This window comes from Vibrio salinus (assembly GCF_021272385.1).
Classification (GTDB): Bacteria; Pseudomonadota; Gammaproteobacteria; order Enterobacterales; family Vibrionaceae; genus Vibrio; species Vibrio salinus.
In genome coordinates this window covers 911,823-927,812 of record NZ_JAJSDZ010000005.1, presented here as the reverse complement: position 1 = coordinate 927,812, position 15,990 = coordinate 911,823, and the positions used below count along the sequence as shown (strand labels likewise).

Sequence of the window (15,990 nt, the reverse complement as noted above, 5' to 3'; positions counted from 1 at the left end):
TTACCTGAGTGTATTGGGGAGTAAGAACATCATTCGGGTGTAGGTGTCTGGCTGTATATCAACCAGAAGTTTCGATTTGTCACCAAAATAATGAATCAGACGTTGATTGACTATCTGCATTCCCAAACCTGAGCTGTTTTTTTCTGCCGGATTATAATTTCCGGCATTATCTTCAACGATGATTTTATTTCCCATCGATGTTGATTTTGCATAAATTTTAATTTCGCCATTGCTGAGTAGTGTTGCTATTCCATGTTTAATCGCATTTTCGACTAAAGGTTGTAATGTGAAACTGGGAAGAGTTGTGTCTAGTAATTCATTCGGGATATCGATCGAAACCGTTAGCCTGTCACTAAAGCGAGCCTGCTCAATCATCAGATATGAGTTAACATGTTGTAACTCTTCTTTCAGAGTTACGGTTTCGACATTCTGTTTGAGATTACTGCGAAAAAACTGGGAAAGGTGCTGTACTAAATTTCGGGCTTTTGTCGGATCTTTTCGTATTACGGCACTAATAGTGTTTAAGGCGTTAAACAGAAAATGAGGATTGATTTGGGCCTGTAACAGTTTAATTTCAGCTTTTGATAGCAGTATCTTTTTCTCTTGGTATTCTCCGTAGAGAATTTGACTGGATAGTAATTCAGCAATACCTTCTGCCATAGCAATGTTTATCGATGAAAACAATTTTCTTTTTCTTTCGTAAAGCTTAATGGTCCCAATTACCCGATCTCCGGCCCGGAGTGGAATAATCAATACCGATCCCAGTTTGCAATCGGGAGAAATGGAGCATTGATAGGTTTTTTCTTTACCATCAAGATAAATGATCCGGTTTTCATTGAGCGATTGCATCGTACTTGGGGATGAAATGGGGCTATTGGGAAGGTGATGGTCATTGCCGATCCCAATAAAGGCGAGGATTTTATCTCTGTCGGTAATAGCAACGGCACCGACATTTGTCTCTTCATAAATAATTCTGGCGACTTTATCTGCGTTTTCTGTTGTAAATGCTTCAGAAAGAATTCCAACGGTTCTTTCTGCAATACGAAGGGCCCGCCTGGAAAAGGCCGCTGAATATTGATCAAAAATGGTTTTTCTGTCTTGAAGAATACTCATGAATAATGCGGCACCGACGGAGTTTGCAATGATCATCGGTGCGGCAATGGTCGATACCAGCTGGAATGCTTTATCATAAGGTTCTGCTATCAGGAGAATGATCAGCATTTGCGTTATTTCTGCAATTAATGTGATAACAAAAACGATCCATGTATTAAAAAGAAGTGATTTTTGTCCACGTAAAACAAAATACAAATGGAACAGGCCACCAATAACGCCTTCTGCTGTGGTTGATACTGCACAGGCAACATCTGTGAATCCACCCAGAGAATAGCGGTGAATACCTCCGGTCAGCCCAACGGCAAAGCCGACAACAGGACCACCGAAGAGTCCCCCCATGACGGCTCCAATGGCCCGGGTATTGGCAATGGCATCATTGACTTGCAGGCCGAAATAAGTGCCTAAGATGCAGAAGAGAGAAAATAAGGAATAGGTGGCCAGTTTGATATCAAGTCGGGGGGATATTTTTAGCAGAGGTAGAAATACCGGCGTTTTACTCAACATGTACGCCAACACCAGATAGACGCACATTTGTTGTAGCAGTGACAAAATGATATCCATGACTCACCATAATAATTGATTTTTCTTAGTGTAAGATAAACAGAAAGCGCCGGGCAAGAAAGAGAGGGGTATTAAAAAGTTTTATAACGTGATGGGACTTCGGTGATTTAAGGTTGTAAATTATTATTTACATTTGGTGTTTTTTATTATTTACAGTTGATTTAATATTTCTTGATGATATGGTGATTGCGATTATTTTATGGTTTGTTTGGGTGTAAAAAAATATATACAGGTAGAGTTATGACTAAGAATGAATTAAGTGATATTAATATTGTTGATCAACAAGTACTGATTACCCCCAATCAACTAAAAGATAAAATCCCGCTAAGTGACAATGCCCATGATTTTATTAAATCATCCCGTAAGACCATTGCAGATATTATTCATAAGCGGGATCATCGTTTACTGGTTGTGTGCGGTCCCTGCTCAATCCACGATCTTGATGCGGCAAGAGAATATGCGAAGCGTTTTAAGAAATTAGCCGATGAATTGAAAGATCAGATTTATCTGGTGATGCGGGTTTATTTTGAAAAACCTCGGACAACAGTAGGATGGAAAGGTTTAATCAATGATCCTCATATGGATGGCACCTTTGATATAGAATATGGGTTACATGTCGGTCGTCAGCTTTTGGTTGAACTTGCTGAAATGGAGATCCCTCTTGCCACTGAAGCCTTAGATCCTATCAGTCCTCAGTATCTTGCTGATACTTTTAGCTGGGCTGCGATTGGTGCCCGTACTACAGAATCTCAAACTCACCGTGAAATGGCCAGTGGTTTGTCAATGCCCATTGGATTTAAAAACGGAACAGACGGTAGTCTGGCTACGGCTATTAATGCAATGCAGGCCGCTTCTTCCAGTCATCGCTTTATGGGAATTAATACGGCAGGACAGGTTGCATTACTGACAACCCAGGGTAATCATAACGGACATGTTATTCTTCGGGGTGGAAAAGAGACAAATTATGATTCAGTTTCTGTTGCCGAATGCGAAGAAGAAATGCACAATGCCAATCTTGAGCCATCCCTGATGGTGGATTGCAGCCATGCAAATTCACGTAAAGATTATCGTCGTCAGCCGTTAGTGGCTGAAGATGTAATTAACCAGATCCGTAAAGGAAATACCTCAATCATAGGGTTAATGATTGAAGGTCATTTAAATGAAGGAAATCAGTCGGCTGATTTGCCGTTATCCGAAATGCAATATGGTGTTTCAATTACAGATGCCTGCATCAATTGGGATACAACGGAAGATTTGTTGCGCAGGGCTCATAAAGAATTGATTCCATTTCTGGCAAACCGCATTAAAAATTAAGGGTATCGTTAATGTCTGTTGAACTCGATGAATTACGTGATCAAATTGATGAAGTAGACAAGCTGATGGTTGAGCTGCTTTCCCGTCGTCTGACATTAGTTGAAAAGGTCGGGGAAGTGAAAAGTAAACATGGATTGCCAATTTATGCTCCTGACAGAGAAGCGGCAATGCTTGCTTCCAGAAGAAAGGAAGCAGAGAAACAGGGCGTTCCTCCACAATTAATTGAAGATATCCTCCGCCGTACGATGCGGGAGTCATATTCCAGTGAAAAGGATGCGGGTTTTAAGTGTTTAAAACCTGAGTTGAGACCTGTTGTCATCATTGGCGGGAAAGGTCAGTTAGGTAGCTTATTCGCCCGTATGTTTAAGTTATCCGGGTATCAGGTGAAAATACTCGGAAGTCAGGATTGGGATAAAGCTGATGAATTGTTAAGTGATGCTGGTTTGGTCGTTGTTACTGTACCTATTCATTTGACTCTGGGTGTCATTGATAAATTAACGAATCTGCCCGAAGACTGCATCCTTTGCGATTTAACTTCGGTGAAGAAGAAGCCCTTACAGCACATGTTGGATGCCCATAAAGGTCCGGTTGTTGGGTTACATCCAATGTTTGGGCCAGATGTCCCTAGCTTGGCGAAGCAGGTCATTGTGCATTGCGACGGTCGTAGTAAAGAACAATACCAATGGCTAATTGATCAGTGTGCTATCTGGGGGGCAAGCTTATGTGAGCTTCAAGCTGAAGAACATGACCATTCAATGACATTGATACAGGCATTAAGACACTTTACTTCTTTTGTGTATGGATACCATCTTTCCAAAGAGAATCCGAGTCTGGACAAGTTATTGCGGGTGAGTTCTCCGATATACCGGCTGGAACTGATGATGGTCGGGCGCCTTTTTGGACAGGATCCTAATCTATATGGTGATATTATTCTGTCATCAGAAGAAAATATCGAGATGATTCAGCGTTTCCATAAGCGGTTTACAGAAGCAGTTGAATTACTGAATCATAAAGATAAAAACAGGTTTGTTGACAGTTTCCGGGATGTCAGTGACTGGTTTGGCGATTACTCTTTGCAATTTATGAGTGAAAGTCAGAATTTACTCAAGCACGCCAACGACTCAATTCATCGTGGATGATTCAGGTAACTGTCGGTAAAGTTCGTTACCATTAGTCAGGCAAAAATAAGGAAAGTCGTTCGACTTTCCTTATTTGTTTTCTCCGTGTTCATCTTCGCCAAGTTCGGATAGGTGTTCCAGCTCTCTGTGAAGTAAAGAGTCATCCCCGATGTTCAGTTCAACCAATCGTTTTAAGTGAGCAATACTATTGATATCAATATGCTTAACTTCTACACGAATTGTGCTTTTATTCATTGCAACAATACTGGCAGTAAGCTGAATAACAATATCACTTTCCGGAAGTGGAAATTCAACGTGAATCGATTGTTTATTGTCTAAATCGGGTTCATCGATGGCTGACAGAAGTATGCCGTGTAATGACAGATCCTGAATGGTTGTTGCAACATGTTTGCTCCCTTGTGTAACTAAAGCTGGAGCCCGGTAGAGAACTCTCGCAAATCGGCGGCGTTCTGATTCTGACATAAATATCTCTTTTAAGTTAGCGGGAGTAACTCCCGAAAGTGATTTAAATATAGTGATATATCAATTGTAGAATGTAGTATAAAAAAAGCCGCAATATTTGCGGCTTTTTATTATGGATAATTCGTTATTGTTCACTAATTACTTAGCAATTTTCTTATATTTGATACGATGAGGCTCTGCAGCCTGTGCCCCAAGCGTTTGTTTCAGCCATTCCATGTATTCGGTGTAGTTGCCTTCGTAGAAGTTGACTTTACCTTCATCACGGTAATCAAGAATGTGAGTCGCTATTCTGTCCAAGAACCAGCGGTCATGAGAAATGACCATAGCACATCCCGGGAATTCTAAGAGCGCTTCTTCTAATGCCCGCAGAGTTTCAACATCAAGATCGTTGGTTGGTTCATCGAGTAGCAGTACGTTACCACCTGCTTTGAGTAGTTTTGCCAGGTGGACCCGGTTACGTTCCCCTCCGGATAATTCACCAATGACTTTTTGTTGATCAACACCTTTAAAGTTAAAACGAGAACAATACGCACGAGCCGGAATTTCAAAGTTATTAATGCGAATAATATCCGCACCCTCAGAAATCTCCTGGAAGACTGTATTGTTATCATTCATGCTGTCCCGGAACTGTTCGACAGAGGCTATTTTGACGGTGTCGCCAACATTAATCGTGCCGGAATCGGGTTGCTCTGTACCACTTAACATTTTAAACAGAGTTGATTTACCCGCGCCATTTGGACCAATAATACCTACGATGGCCCCTTTAGGGATGCTAAATGATAGGTTATCAATTAATACGCGATCACCAAATGATTTAGTTAGGTCGGTGACATCGATGACTTTGTCACCAAGACGTTCACCTGGTGGAATGAACAGCTCATTGGTTTCATTACGCTTTTGGTGATCGGAGTTGTTCAGTTCTTCGAATCGGGCCATACGGGCTTTTGATTTCGCCTGACGCCCTTTAGGGTTCTGTCTTACCCATTCAAGTTCTTTTTCGATTGTTTTCTGGCGTGCTTTTTCCTGAGAAGCTTCCTGTTTTAACCGGTCATCTTTTTGTTCAAGCCAGGAAGTGTAGTTTCCCTGCCATGGTATACCTTCCCCCCGGTCCAGTTCCAGAATCCACCCGGCCGCATTATCCAGGAAATAGCGGTCGTGAGTAATGGCAACAACAGTACCACTGTAATCACACAGGAAATGTTCCAGCCAGGCGACAGATTCAGCATCCAGGTGGTTAGTCGGCTCATCCAGAAGCAGCATGTCTGGTTTTTCAAGAAGTAAACGGCAGATAGCAACCCGGCGGCGTTCACCACCAGAAAGATTAGCAACTTTTGCATCCCATTCCGGGAGCCGGAGGGCATCAGCCGCTCTTTCCAGAGCATTCCCGATATTGTGACCATCTTTGGTTTGGATTATAGCTTCCAGTTCACCTTGTTCTTTTGCTAAAAGATCAAAGTCTGCATCCGGTTCTGCATAGGCCGCGTATACTTCATCTAACCGTTTTAGAGCGTTGGTTACATCTGATACGGCTTCTTCAACGATTTCACGAACTGTTTTGGTTTCGTCAAGTACCGGCTCCTGAGGAAGGTAGCCAACATTCAGTCCTGGTTGAGGGCGAGCTTCACCATCATAATCTTTATCGATACCAGCCATGATCCGAAGCAATGTTGATTTACCTGCGCCATTCAGGCCAAGAACACCAATTTTCGCTCCGGGGAAAAAGCTTAGTGAAATATCTTTAAGAATTTGCCTCTTGGGTGGCACTATTTTACTCACCCTTGACATGGTATACACGTATTCAGCCATCGCCGATCGTTCCTAATAATTGCCTATAGATTAAAAGCAGTATTCTATACTAATTAGGGTGGCTTTGTACCATCAGAAAAATAAGTTTGGGTTGTTATCTCTGTAAAATGTCTCATTCTGAGGAATTATAAGTTTAACTTTAAGATGACTTGAATTTTTTGTTAATTTACTCCGACGGGACTATGCAATTTGTCACCATTCTTTAATAATATGCGTTTGTAGCAATAAGTAGTGCCTGTTAAGGGATTAATAAATAATGATATTTCTGAGTAACCGAATTGTTGTTCTGGCCGCTGTTGCATTTCTGATCAGCCTGAACAGTATGTCAGTTAAAGGGGCACCACTGACATTGAAAGAACAGAGATCACTGTACGATCAATCTCAGAAATGGTTAGATAATCGACAGGTTTCTAAGTATTACAAAATTGAAAGTAAACTGGCAGATTACCCGTTACGGCCATATCTGGATTACCGGGCCATATTAATCGATCTTGATAAAAAATCACCAATTGTGGTGCGTAATTTTATTGATAGTCACCGTGAATTTCCCTTCTCAGCACGGATTAGCGCTCCTTACTTAAGAGCATTGGCTAAAGGTAAAAAATGGTCTCTTATCAATGTATTTCAAAAATCAGAACCCAGAGGCGAAGAGTTTCAGTGTTACTATTATACGGCTCTTTATCATACGGGGCAGAAAAAAGCGGCTTTCAGAGGCGCTCAAAAGCTCTGGTTACAAGGTCATAGTGTATCAAAACAATGCGATGGGCTTTTTGTTCACTGGGAGCAAGAGCATAAAATATCGGATGACTTAATTATTGAACGTATGTTGTTGTCATTTGAAAATAGGCAATATTCATTATTGAAGTATTTATCCGGTAAAGTGGTTACTTTGCAAAAAAGGCAACTTGCTCAAAAAATATTAAAAGCTTATCGCTCGCCTCAAAATATTGTTGGTGTCTTTGGTAAAGGCAAACAGGATCGTTTTTACCGGAAGTTAATCGAATTATCGTTGAATCGCCTTGCTTTTAAAAATGTTGAAAGTGCTTATGCTCTTTTAAATGACCTTTCCCATTCTCTTGATTTATCTCAATCGGCCAACAGAACATTTTTAAAAACACTTCAAAATAATGTTGCAGGCCAACTTCTGTACAAAGCTGATACGACGTCTCTCAATCATCTGAATGGTTGGCGGGATTCTGTGATTGCAAAAAGTGGTGATGATCAATTGATAGAACGCCGTATTCGTTATGCGATTAAAAAAGGAAATTGGCAGGATATCAACGACTGGATTAACCGGCTAAGCAGGAAAGAAGTATATTCATCACGATGGCAATTCTGGAAAGCCCAGTCAGAAATTCATTTAGGAGATAATGTTTCAGGCAAGGAACGCCTGAGACAATTAACCGATGAACGGAGTTTTTATAGTGCAGCAGCAGCAACGGTTTTACATAAGCTTCCCAGATACAGCATTGATTCTCATGTAGAAAAAAGAGTCGAGCTGGGGCACTTTAAAAGATCACTTGCCCGTATTCGAGAATTGGTATTACGGGATAAAGCGTCTGCTGCAAAAAGTGAATGGTATTGGTTATTGTCTAGGGCTAACTTGTCTGAAAAAAGAGCTCTTGCTTATTTTGCCCGGGATTCACATTGGTACCATTTCAGTATTATTGCATCGATAAAAGCGAGTATGTGGGATAACTTATCTCTTCGTTTCCCTGTGGCATATAAAGACGATTTCGAGCGTTATGGGAATAAGTATAATGTTGATCCTGTGACTTTAATGTCCGTTGCCAGACAGGAAAGTGCTATGGATAAGAGTGCCAGATCACCTGTCGGTGCCAGGGGGCTTATGCAGGTTATGCCTAATACGGCGAAATATGCAGCACGTAAGTATCGTCTGGATTATCGCCGGCGTTCTGATTTGTATGACCCGGAAAAAAACATTGAGATTGGAACCCGCTATCTTGATGAGCTATTAAAAAAATACGATGGTAACCGGATTTTAGCGTTTGCTGCCTACAATGCAGGTCCCAGAAGAGTTGATAACTGGTTAAATAAATCATCGGGTTCTCTGGATGTATATCGGTTTATTGAAAGTATTCCATTCAAAGAAACCCGCGGGTATGTTCAAAATATTCTTATGTTTGAAACGTATTATCGAAGCTTGCTTAATACTAACCGGGAATTTCTTAGTCCATCAGAGTTAAAAGCAAAATATTGATTCCAATTAGATTGTAATTATCTAAAATAAGAGAGTGTATCAATCAACGAGTACAACTATGTCGTCACAACCAGAATACGAAAATTGGCAATCATTTCTTGAGTTGGCAAAAAAGTCAGTAGAATCAGGACAGCACGAAATGCTGTTGACAATGTTAATGACATCCGATGAAAGAGCAGTGTTGGTTTCCCGTATTAACATCTTTTGCGAATTATTAAAAGGGGAGTTGTCTCAGCGTCAGATTAGCCAGTTATTGGGTGTTGGGGTTGCAACTATTACCAGAGGTTCAAATGAACTTAAAAGTATTTCAGAAGAAGAGAAATCCGTTTTGAGTTCCCTTCTTCTGAGTGAGAAATGAGCAAATAAAAGCATCCATTGTTATTTGTTCGATAGAAATAATTCATGATGACAAAACGGGGTAAGAGCCAGGACCAATGCCTGATGATAAACTGAGCTTCTGGTTAAGATACCATCGGTAAAAATGCTGATAGCCCCGCCTTTTTGTTTAATGTTTGAGGTATTAAAAAATTCGTCCATCACATTACCCAGCTCTTCTCCCTTCAGCAACTCTTTCTGAATGGTTTTAGGGAGTGGAAGACTGGCCGAACGTGATTCCCCTTTTTGTATTTCAGATTCTATTACCATCCATGCGAAAGTTGAACCATTTTCGTATCCTGCTTCCAAGCCGACATAAAAGTCACAATCCGGTTCTTTTAATTTGGCATTTTTTACCCTGTTTAAAGCACCCTGATGAGTTTCATGGTCTGTCATTGGCTGTTCTGAGACGTTACTGGGAACACTCACACCGATGAAATCAAATTCGTCATCGTGAAATACGGTAGTAAAAGCACTTTCGACTGCCCGGATTTTGGCAGGATTAAGTGATGCGACAATGACTGTTTTCATGGTTTAACTGTTCTCCTGAATTTGATTAGTGCCGTAGTGTTGTGAAATTTCTTCCAAGCTCAGTGGGTGACCGTGATAGAAACCTTGAAGATAATCGCAATTGTAATCTGCCAGCCACGTATTCATATCCTGGCTTTCAATACCTTCAGCTGTGACTTTCATATTTTGAGAGTGGCAGAGATCGATAAGAGGCTTAACGACATTATGCTTATTACCAGCGATCAGAGTATCGAGAAATACTCTGTCCAATTTGATTTTCTGGACAGGATACTGGACGAGCTGAACAATAGAGGTGTAGCCTGATCCAAAATCATCGATTGTTAGCCCAAATTTCTGTTTAGACAATTCATGAAGTAAAGGAAAGCTTTGGGTTTCGGCGGCAAAGGTTTCCGTGATTTCAAACTCAATCAAGTGATTGGGTATGTCATATTTTGCAGAGTAGTTTTTTATATAATCGGCGAGCTTTATTGAGTTTAACTCAGCAGAAGAAAGATTAATCGCTATTTTATATGGATGACCAAGAGCCGCCTGAATATCATGAAATTCTTTAAATGCCTGATGGATAACCCATCTATCTATTGTGGCAAATAAGCCGGTTTGTTCAGCAATTGGTATAAACTCATCGGGTGATACTTCTCCCAAAGTTTCAGATTCCCAACGAAGGAGTGCTTCAAATCCGGATACTTTATTATCTTTACAGGTAAAATAGGGTTGGTACACCAGACTAAATTCCTGATCATAGTTACCAGCCCGTAGTGCTCTTTCAATATTTGATCGGCGCTGGACCACTTTATCTAATTCACGGGAGTAATGGGCAATCTGGTTTTTACCGGCATTTTTCGCTTGATACATTGCAGTATCGGCATTAGAAAGAAGCTTCTCTATGTGCTGACCATCATCCGGATAGGTGGCAATGCCGATGCTGGCAGTTATCGGGAAATTTCCAATTGGTGAATTTTCGCCACTTTGTATTGGTTCTAACAGGCTGGAAGCAAATTGATCTGCACAATCCGGTTGTTCAAATGGTGAATAGAGTAGAATTGCAAACTCGTCGCCCGATAAACGAGAAGCTAAACCATACGTCTGGTATTTGTTTGAAAAGCTGATGCAGAGTTTTTTTACATGGTCAGCAAAATTAACCAGTAATGTATCACCAATTTGGTGGCCATATTTATCGTTAACGTATTTGAAATTATCAAGATCGATATAAAGTACCCAGACGTGATGTTGTTTTTGTCCTATGATCATCTCAGCATGACGTTGAAATTGATGCCGGTTTGCTAATTTTGTCAGATGATCGTTTTCAGCCAATGCTTTTGTTCGCCGGTAAGTATCTTCCAGTTCTGAATACATAGCATGGAAACGCGAAGATAATCGGCCTATTTCATCATTTGTTCCTAAAACTTCAATATTTCTTCGTTTATTATTTTCAACTTCCCGTAGCTGGATATCCATCTTTGTTATCGGGTTGATGACATGCTTGTTTAGCAACAGAAGAAGTAAGAGGACGGTCATAAATGCAGAAACGGAAAAAGCCAGTAACAGATCTATTTGAATGGCATGAAGCTTATTTTTCAGGATAAAAGGCGCAGGGTCTAGTGTTGCAAAAACACCGTTTTGTAACTGGACTACCTGAGCTAATCCTTTTTTCTTTAGCTTCTTTTGTGAGAAAAATATTGAGCTTTTGTTATCGAATTCAATTTGTTTTCTTAAATGATTAAATTCGTTTAATACCGTGTAGACAACCACAAAAAAGATTTGATTCTGGTTATAGCTCAGTGGAGATTCCAGTGTTTTTGTATCTAATACATCGTAACGAAGTAGTATGCCTTGACCTGCAGAGTTCTCGGAATAACCGACATAAGAAGTCTTGTGGTTTGTATCATAAATTACCTTTATATGTTTCAGAATTAATGGATCCATTTTAGCAAATGGATCATCACTTTTTTCTGCATAATAAAGTGGTTCTTTATTTCCATCTAATATAGATAAAGCGACAAAATTGGTATTATTTGACTGAAGTGTATTAATGGTTTCATGTAAATTATCAACTAACTCCATTTCTCTGAATGGATTAATTTCATGAAAAAAATAATGTCGGATAATATCGCTTTTTGACAACGTATAGGCGTAACTACTCAGAAGAGAATTAGCCTGGGTATAGTAGCCGGCCAGTTTCTCCATATTAAGCTGAAGATAGCTGTCAGTTCTTTTAATAAGAGCATCTTTTTGTGTTACATAAATAATGTAAGTTGATGCTGCGGCGCTAAATAAAATGACTGGCGCAATCAGTAATAATATTCTATTGGTGAGCTTCATGTTGTGTAATCAGGCTGTTAATTATTTTTGCTCTAATGCTTAAATTGTGTGGTGACAACTCCCGGTCAATAATTGCGTATTTCATCCTTTCGGGGGCAGGGAATATGGCACGATTGTTTTTATAGTTCTCCGGTAGGTATTTAAGCGCTTTGATATTTGGTGTCCCACCTCCAATATCTAATGCATTTTGGGCCGCAACTTTGGGTTGAGTCAGATAGGTTAAAAATTCTTTCGCTTCTTTTTTATGTTCAGAATTGCTGTTTATTGCCATGCAATCAAACCAGAGGTAAGGGGCGCCTTTGGGAGTAATAAAATTCCAGTCATTATTATGGAAAAATTTGTTTAAGGAGTGTTGATCTCCGCTGTAAGCGATAGCAACAAACAGGTTATCTCTGTTTTTGTGACTACGAACGTAACTAAGGGCATACTCATAAGTAAGAATGTTTTTACTCATATTGGTCATCATTTCATAACCGGTTTTTAGTGTGGTCATATTATCTGATACCGGTGATGCCCCTATGGAGTACATGGCTGGGAGTAGTGTTTCGACACTATCTTGTATCATACCGATATGCCCCCTTATGTTGGGGGAAGGATTCATAAAGTCGTTCCAGGTTTTTGGCGGATTAGAACCAAAAATAGATTTGCGGTAAAGGATGCCGACACTTCCCCAAAAATAAGGAATAGCATGAGAGCCACATACTTTATTCCATTTAGGATTGATGTTTTCTCTGCCTTTGAGATCGGATAAGTCGACAAAAGTCTTCTGCCGGGCAAAAATTTGAGCCGACACATTGTCGAGTACGATGATATCGAAAGGAAGCTGGACACTTTTCAGCATTAACAGACTTCTTTCATCATCATTATCAAAATGAAACCGATTAATTGGAACTTTTGTCTGTTGTTCCCAGTCTGTAATAACTTTTTCTGAAAGTGTATCTTCCCAGAGGTAAATGTTTAACCCTTTTGCGGTACTTATTAATGGAAAAAAAATGAATACCGTAAGTAGTAGTTTTTTTATATTTATCATAAAGCCAAAAGCGTCTCATCGCTATCAACCAAACTTACGTACGATTAGTCTTAATTATTCTAATGCGCACATAAGGTGATGGTTTTAGTCAACTGTACATCTGCCGAATGATTGTTTTTATATATGCTCGACAGTAATAGCTTATATTGTATGGGTAATAGGTAAAATTTTCAGCAAAAAACGTTCTTTCCTATTCATTGAATTGAATTTGAGTCGGTTTTACATTTTCAATTGGGAAGCAGCCTAATACTTTCAAATGCTTGGTAAATTTTATTAAATTTTCTAACGCTTGTTGCATTTGAACTGAATGTAAGTGTGCTTCTAAGTCGACATAAAACATTTCTTCCCATGGATTCCCAATAATGGGACGAGAAACTAATTTGGTGAGATTAATACCGTAGTGCTGAAGTACCTGTAATGCCGAGACCAAAGAGCCAACTTTTTGTGGCGTTGACATAATGATGGTTGTTTTCGCCGGGATTTGCTGGGACACTTCAACGGGTTTTCTGGCCACGAGAATAAAACGGGTAAAGTTTTCTGTTTGGTTCGCAATGTTAGCCTGAATAGGCTGGAGACCGTATAACTTACCACTTGAGGCATTCCCGATAGCCGCACAATCTTTTTGGTTCAATTCTTTTACTTTCATCATTGCGTCAGCTGTGCTGAGTGTGGACTCAAGAGTGACATCTTTCATTCCACTGATAAATTCGCCGCATTGTTGAAGTGGTTGAGAGTGAGAATATAGAGTACGAATGTCTTCTAAGCGAATATCTGATGTTGCTAACATGCAATGTTCAATAGGCAGTGTAATTTCACCCACAATACTGAGGGTAGTATGCTGAAGCAGATCGTAGACCTCATTAATCGAACCTGAACTGGTATTTTCAATTGGAAGCACTCCATAATCGGCATGACCGGATTCAACGGTTGTTGTAATGTCTTTAAATCCATCACAATTCAGTTCAATTACATCCGTATTTTTTCGGTTGAAGTATTCCAATGTTGCTAGATGCGAATAGGATCCTTTTGAACCTAAATAAGCTACACGAACATGCGGATTTAGGTGAATCTCCGGATTCGCCAGATTTTGAAGATAGGTTTGTTGCAGTAATACGGAATCTTCGATAATGGTGTGAAAAATTTTGGTAATGTATTGAGTATCGAGATTGTATTTTTTTTGGCCGTTAGTAATTAATTTAACAAGTAATTCTTGTTCGCGGGAGGCATCTCTGACCGGTTTCGATGTTTTTACTTTACTTTTTGCAACTTCTGTACTTAATTTACGTCTTTCGGATAATAACTGTAATAGTTGATCATCCAATTCGTTCAGGCGTAAGCGTATGTCATCCAGAGAATAGCTTTGTGATTCCGGGGTCATAGATATTTCCTTTATAAAAAAGCCTCCACTTGGGAGGCTTATTGTTCGTTCATTCTTAATCGATCTTTGCCTCAGGTATCAGGTTTGTTTGAAACGAAATGAAAAAAAGAATGTGAACATGATAAATACTTTAAATGAAAAAATTAAGGACACAATAAGCAAGGTATGCAGGAGCGTCAAGAAAAAACAGCGCCTTGTTGGCGCTGTTATCAATGAAAAATGAAAAAAGTTAACTTTCTTCTTCAATTGTGAGTGTATCAGTTCGTCTGGCTTCAGGTTTATGGCGTAGCTTGTTTAACTGCCTTTCAAGTTTTTGTACAACTTCGTTTATTGCAGTATAAAGATCTTCGTTACGAGCCGATGCGACCAATTGACCTTTAGGTATACTGACGGTAGCTTCAAATTTTTTCTGTTTGTTGGGCTCCTCGCTAAAGCTGCACTGACACCCAATCAGATCTACCTGCCATTTTTCTAACTTTTTGAATTTCTCCTCGATGTGTTCACGGATTGCAGAGGTAATGTCGATATTTTTACCAGTGATATTCATTTTCATAATGCTATCCTCTGTTGTTATCCCTGTGGCTTAATTTCAGAATACTGTTTTATGGTGGAAAAAGTGTGACATATATCACTTAAATGGGGTGTTATAAAATTGGTGATTGCAAACGTGATCCTTCGCAAGAAGTATGAAAATCATTAACAGAAAAACATTGAGTTATTTAAATTTCACGGTAATGTGGTGTTTATGGTAACTAAAAAATGTCTCATTTTTTAGTGTCTTAGTTCGGCTGAAAAAAGAATTTGTTCAAAAAATGTCTCATTTGATATTCATAAATCGTTTTTAACAAAAAAGCTCCAAAAGGGAGCTTTTTTATTTTTAGTGTTTTTTGAAGAAATAGTTAGGCCGGGTTCAGTTTTATTTGGGCTTTGGTTCTTTCCACCGCATCCTGTAAACCTAGCTCTTTGTATGCTTTCAGCTGAATTTTTAACGCCTTTCTGGCTGCTTCTGTGTTCGGAAACGATTTCTGTAATTCCTGGCAGCGGTTGATTGCCGCAATCCAGGCTTCACGTCTTAAGTAAAAGTCTGCAGTTGCAAGATAATATTTAGCTAAACGGTTTTTTAAGAACACCATCCGCTTACGGGCATCATTGGCGTAGGTACTATGAGGATAGCGTTCAAGTAATTTTTTAAAGTCATTAAATGCATCTTTTACCGGTTCAGGATCCCTGTCTGAACGATCAATGCCAAGTAAGCTGTGCATGAAGCTGCTGTCCAGTGCCATATTATTTAGGCCACGCATGTATAAAACCCAATCTACATTTGGATTTGACGGGTTTAATCTTAAAAAACGGTCGATAGTGGCTATGCTTAGTGCATACTCTTCATTTTTGTAATAAGCAAAAATGAGGTCAAGCTGAACTTGATGTGAATATGCTCCAAATGGAAAACGAGAATCCAGTGCTTCCAGTTTTTCAATCGATTTAGTCCAGCTTCCATTTTGTAAAGACAGTTTGGCTTCTGAATATAATTGAGATGGTGGGAGGTCTGGCACGACATTTTTGCTGCTCGAACAGCCAGCGAGTAATGAGATTGCCAGTAAACCAGATAAAGCTTGGTATTTCATATCAGACGTTGATTCCTTGATAAATCGACTAAAAGTCTAAGCTGTCTTTAAAACGCTAGGTTACTTTCTTTTAGGTAACAGATACAATAGTGCATTATTTTATCCATACTAAGGAC

The 15,990-nt window shown here is 39.6% G+C and carries 13 protein-coding genes; 4 read left to right on the top strand and 9 right to left on the bottom strand.

Going from position 1 to position 15,990, the window contains the following annotated elements:
- Positions 1 to 1,674, bottom strand: coding sequence for a sensor histidine kinase (locus LRQ06_RS04425; protein ID WP_232765220.1), 1,674 nt, complete (start codon positions 1,672 to 1,674; stop codon positions 1 to 3).
- 240 nt (positions 1,675 to 1,914) lie between these two features.
- Between LRQ06_RS04425 and LRQ06_RS04420 the strand changes: the two genes are divergently transcribed.
- Both LRQ06_RS04420 and tyrA read left to right on the top strand, forming a co-directional pair.
- Positions 1,915 to 2,988 carry a 3-deoxy-7-phosphoheptulonate synthase gene (locus LRQ06_RS04420; protein WP_232765219.1) on the top strand — a complete coding sequence of 358 codons (1,074 nt, stop codon included), beginning with the start codon at positions 1,915 to 1,917 and terminating at the stop codon, positions 2,986 to 2,988.
- An 11-nt stretch (positions 2,989 to 2,999) separates the two neighbouring features.
- The gene (gene tyrA, locus LRQ06_RS04415; RefSeq protein ID WP_232765218.1) at positions 3,000 to 4,127 is read left to right on the top strand and encodes a bifunctional chorismate mutase/prephenate dehydrogenase; all 1,128 of its coding nucleotides are present in this window, start codon (positions 3,000 to 3,002) and stop codon (positions 4,125 to 4,127) included.
- Positions 4,128 to 4,196: 69 nt separating this feature from the next.
- Here tyrA and LRQ06_RS04410 read toward each other — a convergent pair whose 3' ends face one another.
- The gene (locus LRQ06_RS04410) at positions 4,197 to 4,589 is read right to left on the bottom strand and encodes a PilZ domain-containing protein (protein ID WP_232765217.1); all 393 of its coding nucleotides are present in this window, start codon (positions 4,587 to 4,589) and stop codon (positions 4,197 to 4,199) included.
- A gap of 138 nt (positions 4,590 to 4,727) precedes the next feature.
- Complete coding sequence (gene ettA / locus LRQ06_RS04405) at positions 4,728 to 6,395, bottom strand: energy-dependent translational throttle protein EttA (protein ID WP_232765216.1); 1,668 nt, start codon at positions 6,393 to 6,395, stop codon at positions 4,728 to 4,730.
- 256 nt (positions 6,396 to 6,651) lie between these two features.
- Here ettA and LRQ06_RS04400 point away from each other — a divergent pair, with 256 nt between their 5' ends.
- On the top strand, positions 6,652 to 8,616 hold the full coding sequence (locus LRQ06_RS04400) for a transglycosylase SLT domain-containing protein (protein ID WP_232765215.1): 1,965 nt from the start codon (positions 6,652 to 6,654) through the stop codon (positions 8,614 to 8,616).
- Positions 8,617 to 8,674: 58 nt separating this feature from the next.
- Complete coding sequence (gene trpR / locus LRQ06_RS04395) at positions 8,675 to 8,974, top strand: trp operon repressor (RefSeq protein ID WP_232765214.1); 300 nt, start codon at positions 8,675 to 8,677, stop codon at positions 8,972 to 8,974.
- Positions 8,975 to 8,994: 20 nt separating this feature from the next.
- On the opposite strand, the gene yjjX is transcribed toward trpR, so the two are convergent.
- The 6 genes from yjjX to bamD form a co-directional block, all read right to left on the bottom strand.
- Entirely contained in the window at positions 8,995 to 9,522 is a 528-nt protein-coding gene (gene yjjX / locus LRQ06_RS04390; RefSeq protein ID WP_232765213.1) for an inosine/xanthosine triphosphatase, read from the bottom strand.
- A 3-nt stretch (positions 9,523 to 9,525) separates the two neighbouring features.
- Complete coding sequence (locus tag LRQ06_RS04385) at positions 9,526 to 11,841, bottom strand: putative bifunctional diguanylate cyclase/phosphodiesterase (protein ID WP_232765212.1); 2,316 nt, start codon at positions 11,839 to 11,841, stop codon at positions 9,526 to 9,528.
- Entirely contained in the window at positions 11,825 to 12,871 is a 1,047-nt protein-coding gene (locus tag LRQ06_RS04380; RefSeq protein ID WP_232765211.1) for a polyamine ABC transporter substrate-binding protein, read from the bottom strand. The genes LRQ06_RS04385 and LRQ06_RS04380 overlap by 17 nt, the downstream gene beginning before the upstream one ends.
- A 190-nt stretch (positions 12,872 to 13,061) precedes the next feature.
- On the bottom strand, positions 13,062 to 14,249 hold the full coding sequence (gene pheA / locus LRQ06_RS04375; RefSeq protein WP_232765210.1) for a prephenate dehydratase: 1,188 nt from the start codon (positions 14,247 to 14,249) through the stop codon (positions 13,062 to 13,064).
- A 229-nt stretch (positions 14,250 to 14,478) separates the two neighbouring features.
- Positions 14,479 to 14,802: a ribosome hibernation-promoting factor, HPF/YfiA family gene (gene hpf / locus LRQ06_RS04370; protein ID WP_232765209.1), complete on the bottom strand. Its 324-nt coding sequence runs from the start codon at positions 14,800 to 14,802 to the stop codon at positions 14,479 to 14,481.
- Positions 14,803 to 15,148: 346 nt separating this feature from the next.
- Positions 15,149 to 15,874 (bottom strand): outer membrane protein assembly factor BamD, encoded by a 726-nt coding sequence (bamD, locus tag LRQ06_RS04365; protein ID WP_232765208.1) that lies wholly within the window; start codon positions 15,872 to 15,874, stop codon positions 15,149 to 15,151.
- Positions 15,875 to 15,990 lie beyond the last annotated feature (116 nt).

Coding starts and splice junctions, on each gene's coding strand:
- LRQ06_RS04400 (WP_232765215.1), top strand. CDS start 6,652: ATGATATTTCTGAGTAACCGAATTGTTGTTCTGGCCGCTGTTGCATTT.
- LRQ06_RS04380 (WP_232765211.1), bottom strand. CDS start 12,871: ATGATAAATATAAAAAAACTACTACTTACGGTATTCATTTTTTTTCCA.
- ettA (WP_232765216.1), bottom strand. CDS start 6,395: ATGGCTGAATACGTGTATACCATGTCAAGGGTGAGTAAAATAGTGCCA.
- LRQ06_RS04385 (WP_232765212.1), bottom strand. CDS start 11,841: ATGAAGCTCACCAATAGAATATTATTACTGATTGCGCCAGTCATTTTA.
- bamD (WP_232765208.1), bottom strand. CDS start 15,874: ATGAAATACCAAGCTTTATCTGGTTTACTGGCAATCTCATTACTCGCT.
- tyrA (WP_232765218.1), top strand. CDS start 3,000: ATGTCTGTTGAACTCGATGAATTACGTGATCAAATTGATGAAGTAGAC.
- trpR (WP_232765214.1), top strand. CDS start 8,675: ATGTCGTCACAACCAGAATACGAAAATTGGCAATCATTTCTTGAGTTG.
- yjjX (WP_232765213.1), bottom strand. CDS start 9,522: ATGAAAACAGTCATTGTCGCATCACTTAATCCTGCCAAAATCCGGGCA.
- pheA (WP_232765210.1), bottom strand. CDS start 14,249: ATGACCCCGGAATCACAAAGCTATTCTCTGGATGACATACGCTTACGC.
- hpf (WP_232765209.1), bottom strand. CDS start 14,802: ATGAAAATGAATATCACTGGTAAAAATATCGACATTACCTCTGCAATC.
- LRQ06_RS04425 (WP_232765220.1), bottom strand. CDS start 1,674: ATGGATATCATTTTGTCACTGCTACAACAAATGTGCGTCTATCTGGTG.
- LRQ06_RS04420 (WP_232765219.1), top strand. CDS start 1,915: ATGACTAAGAATGAATTAAGTGATATTAATATTGTTGATCAACAAGTA.
- LRQ06_RS04410 (WP_232765217.1), bottom strand. CDS start 4,589: ATGTCAGAATCAGAACGCCGCCGATTTGCGAGAGTTCTCTACCGGGCT.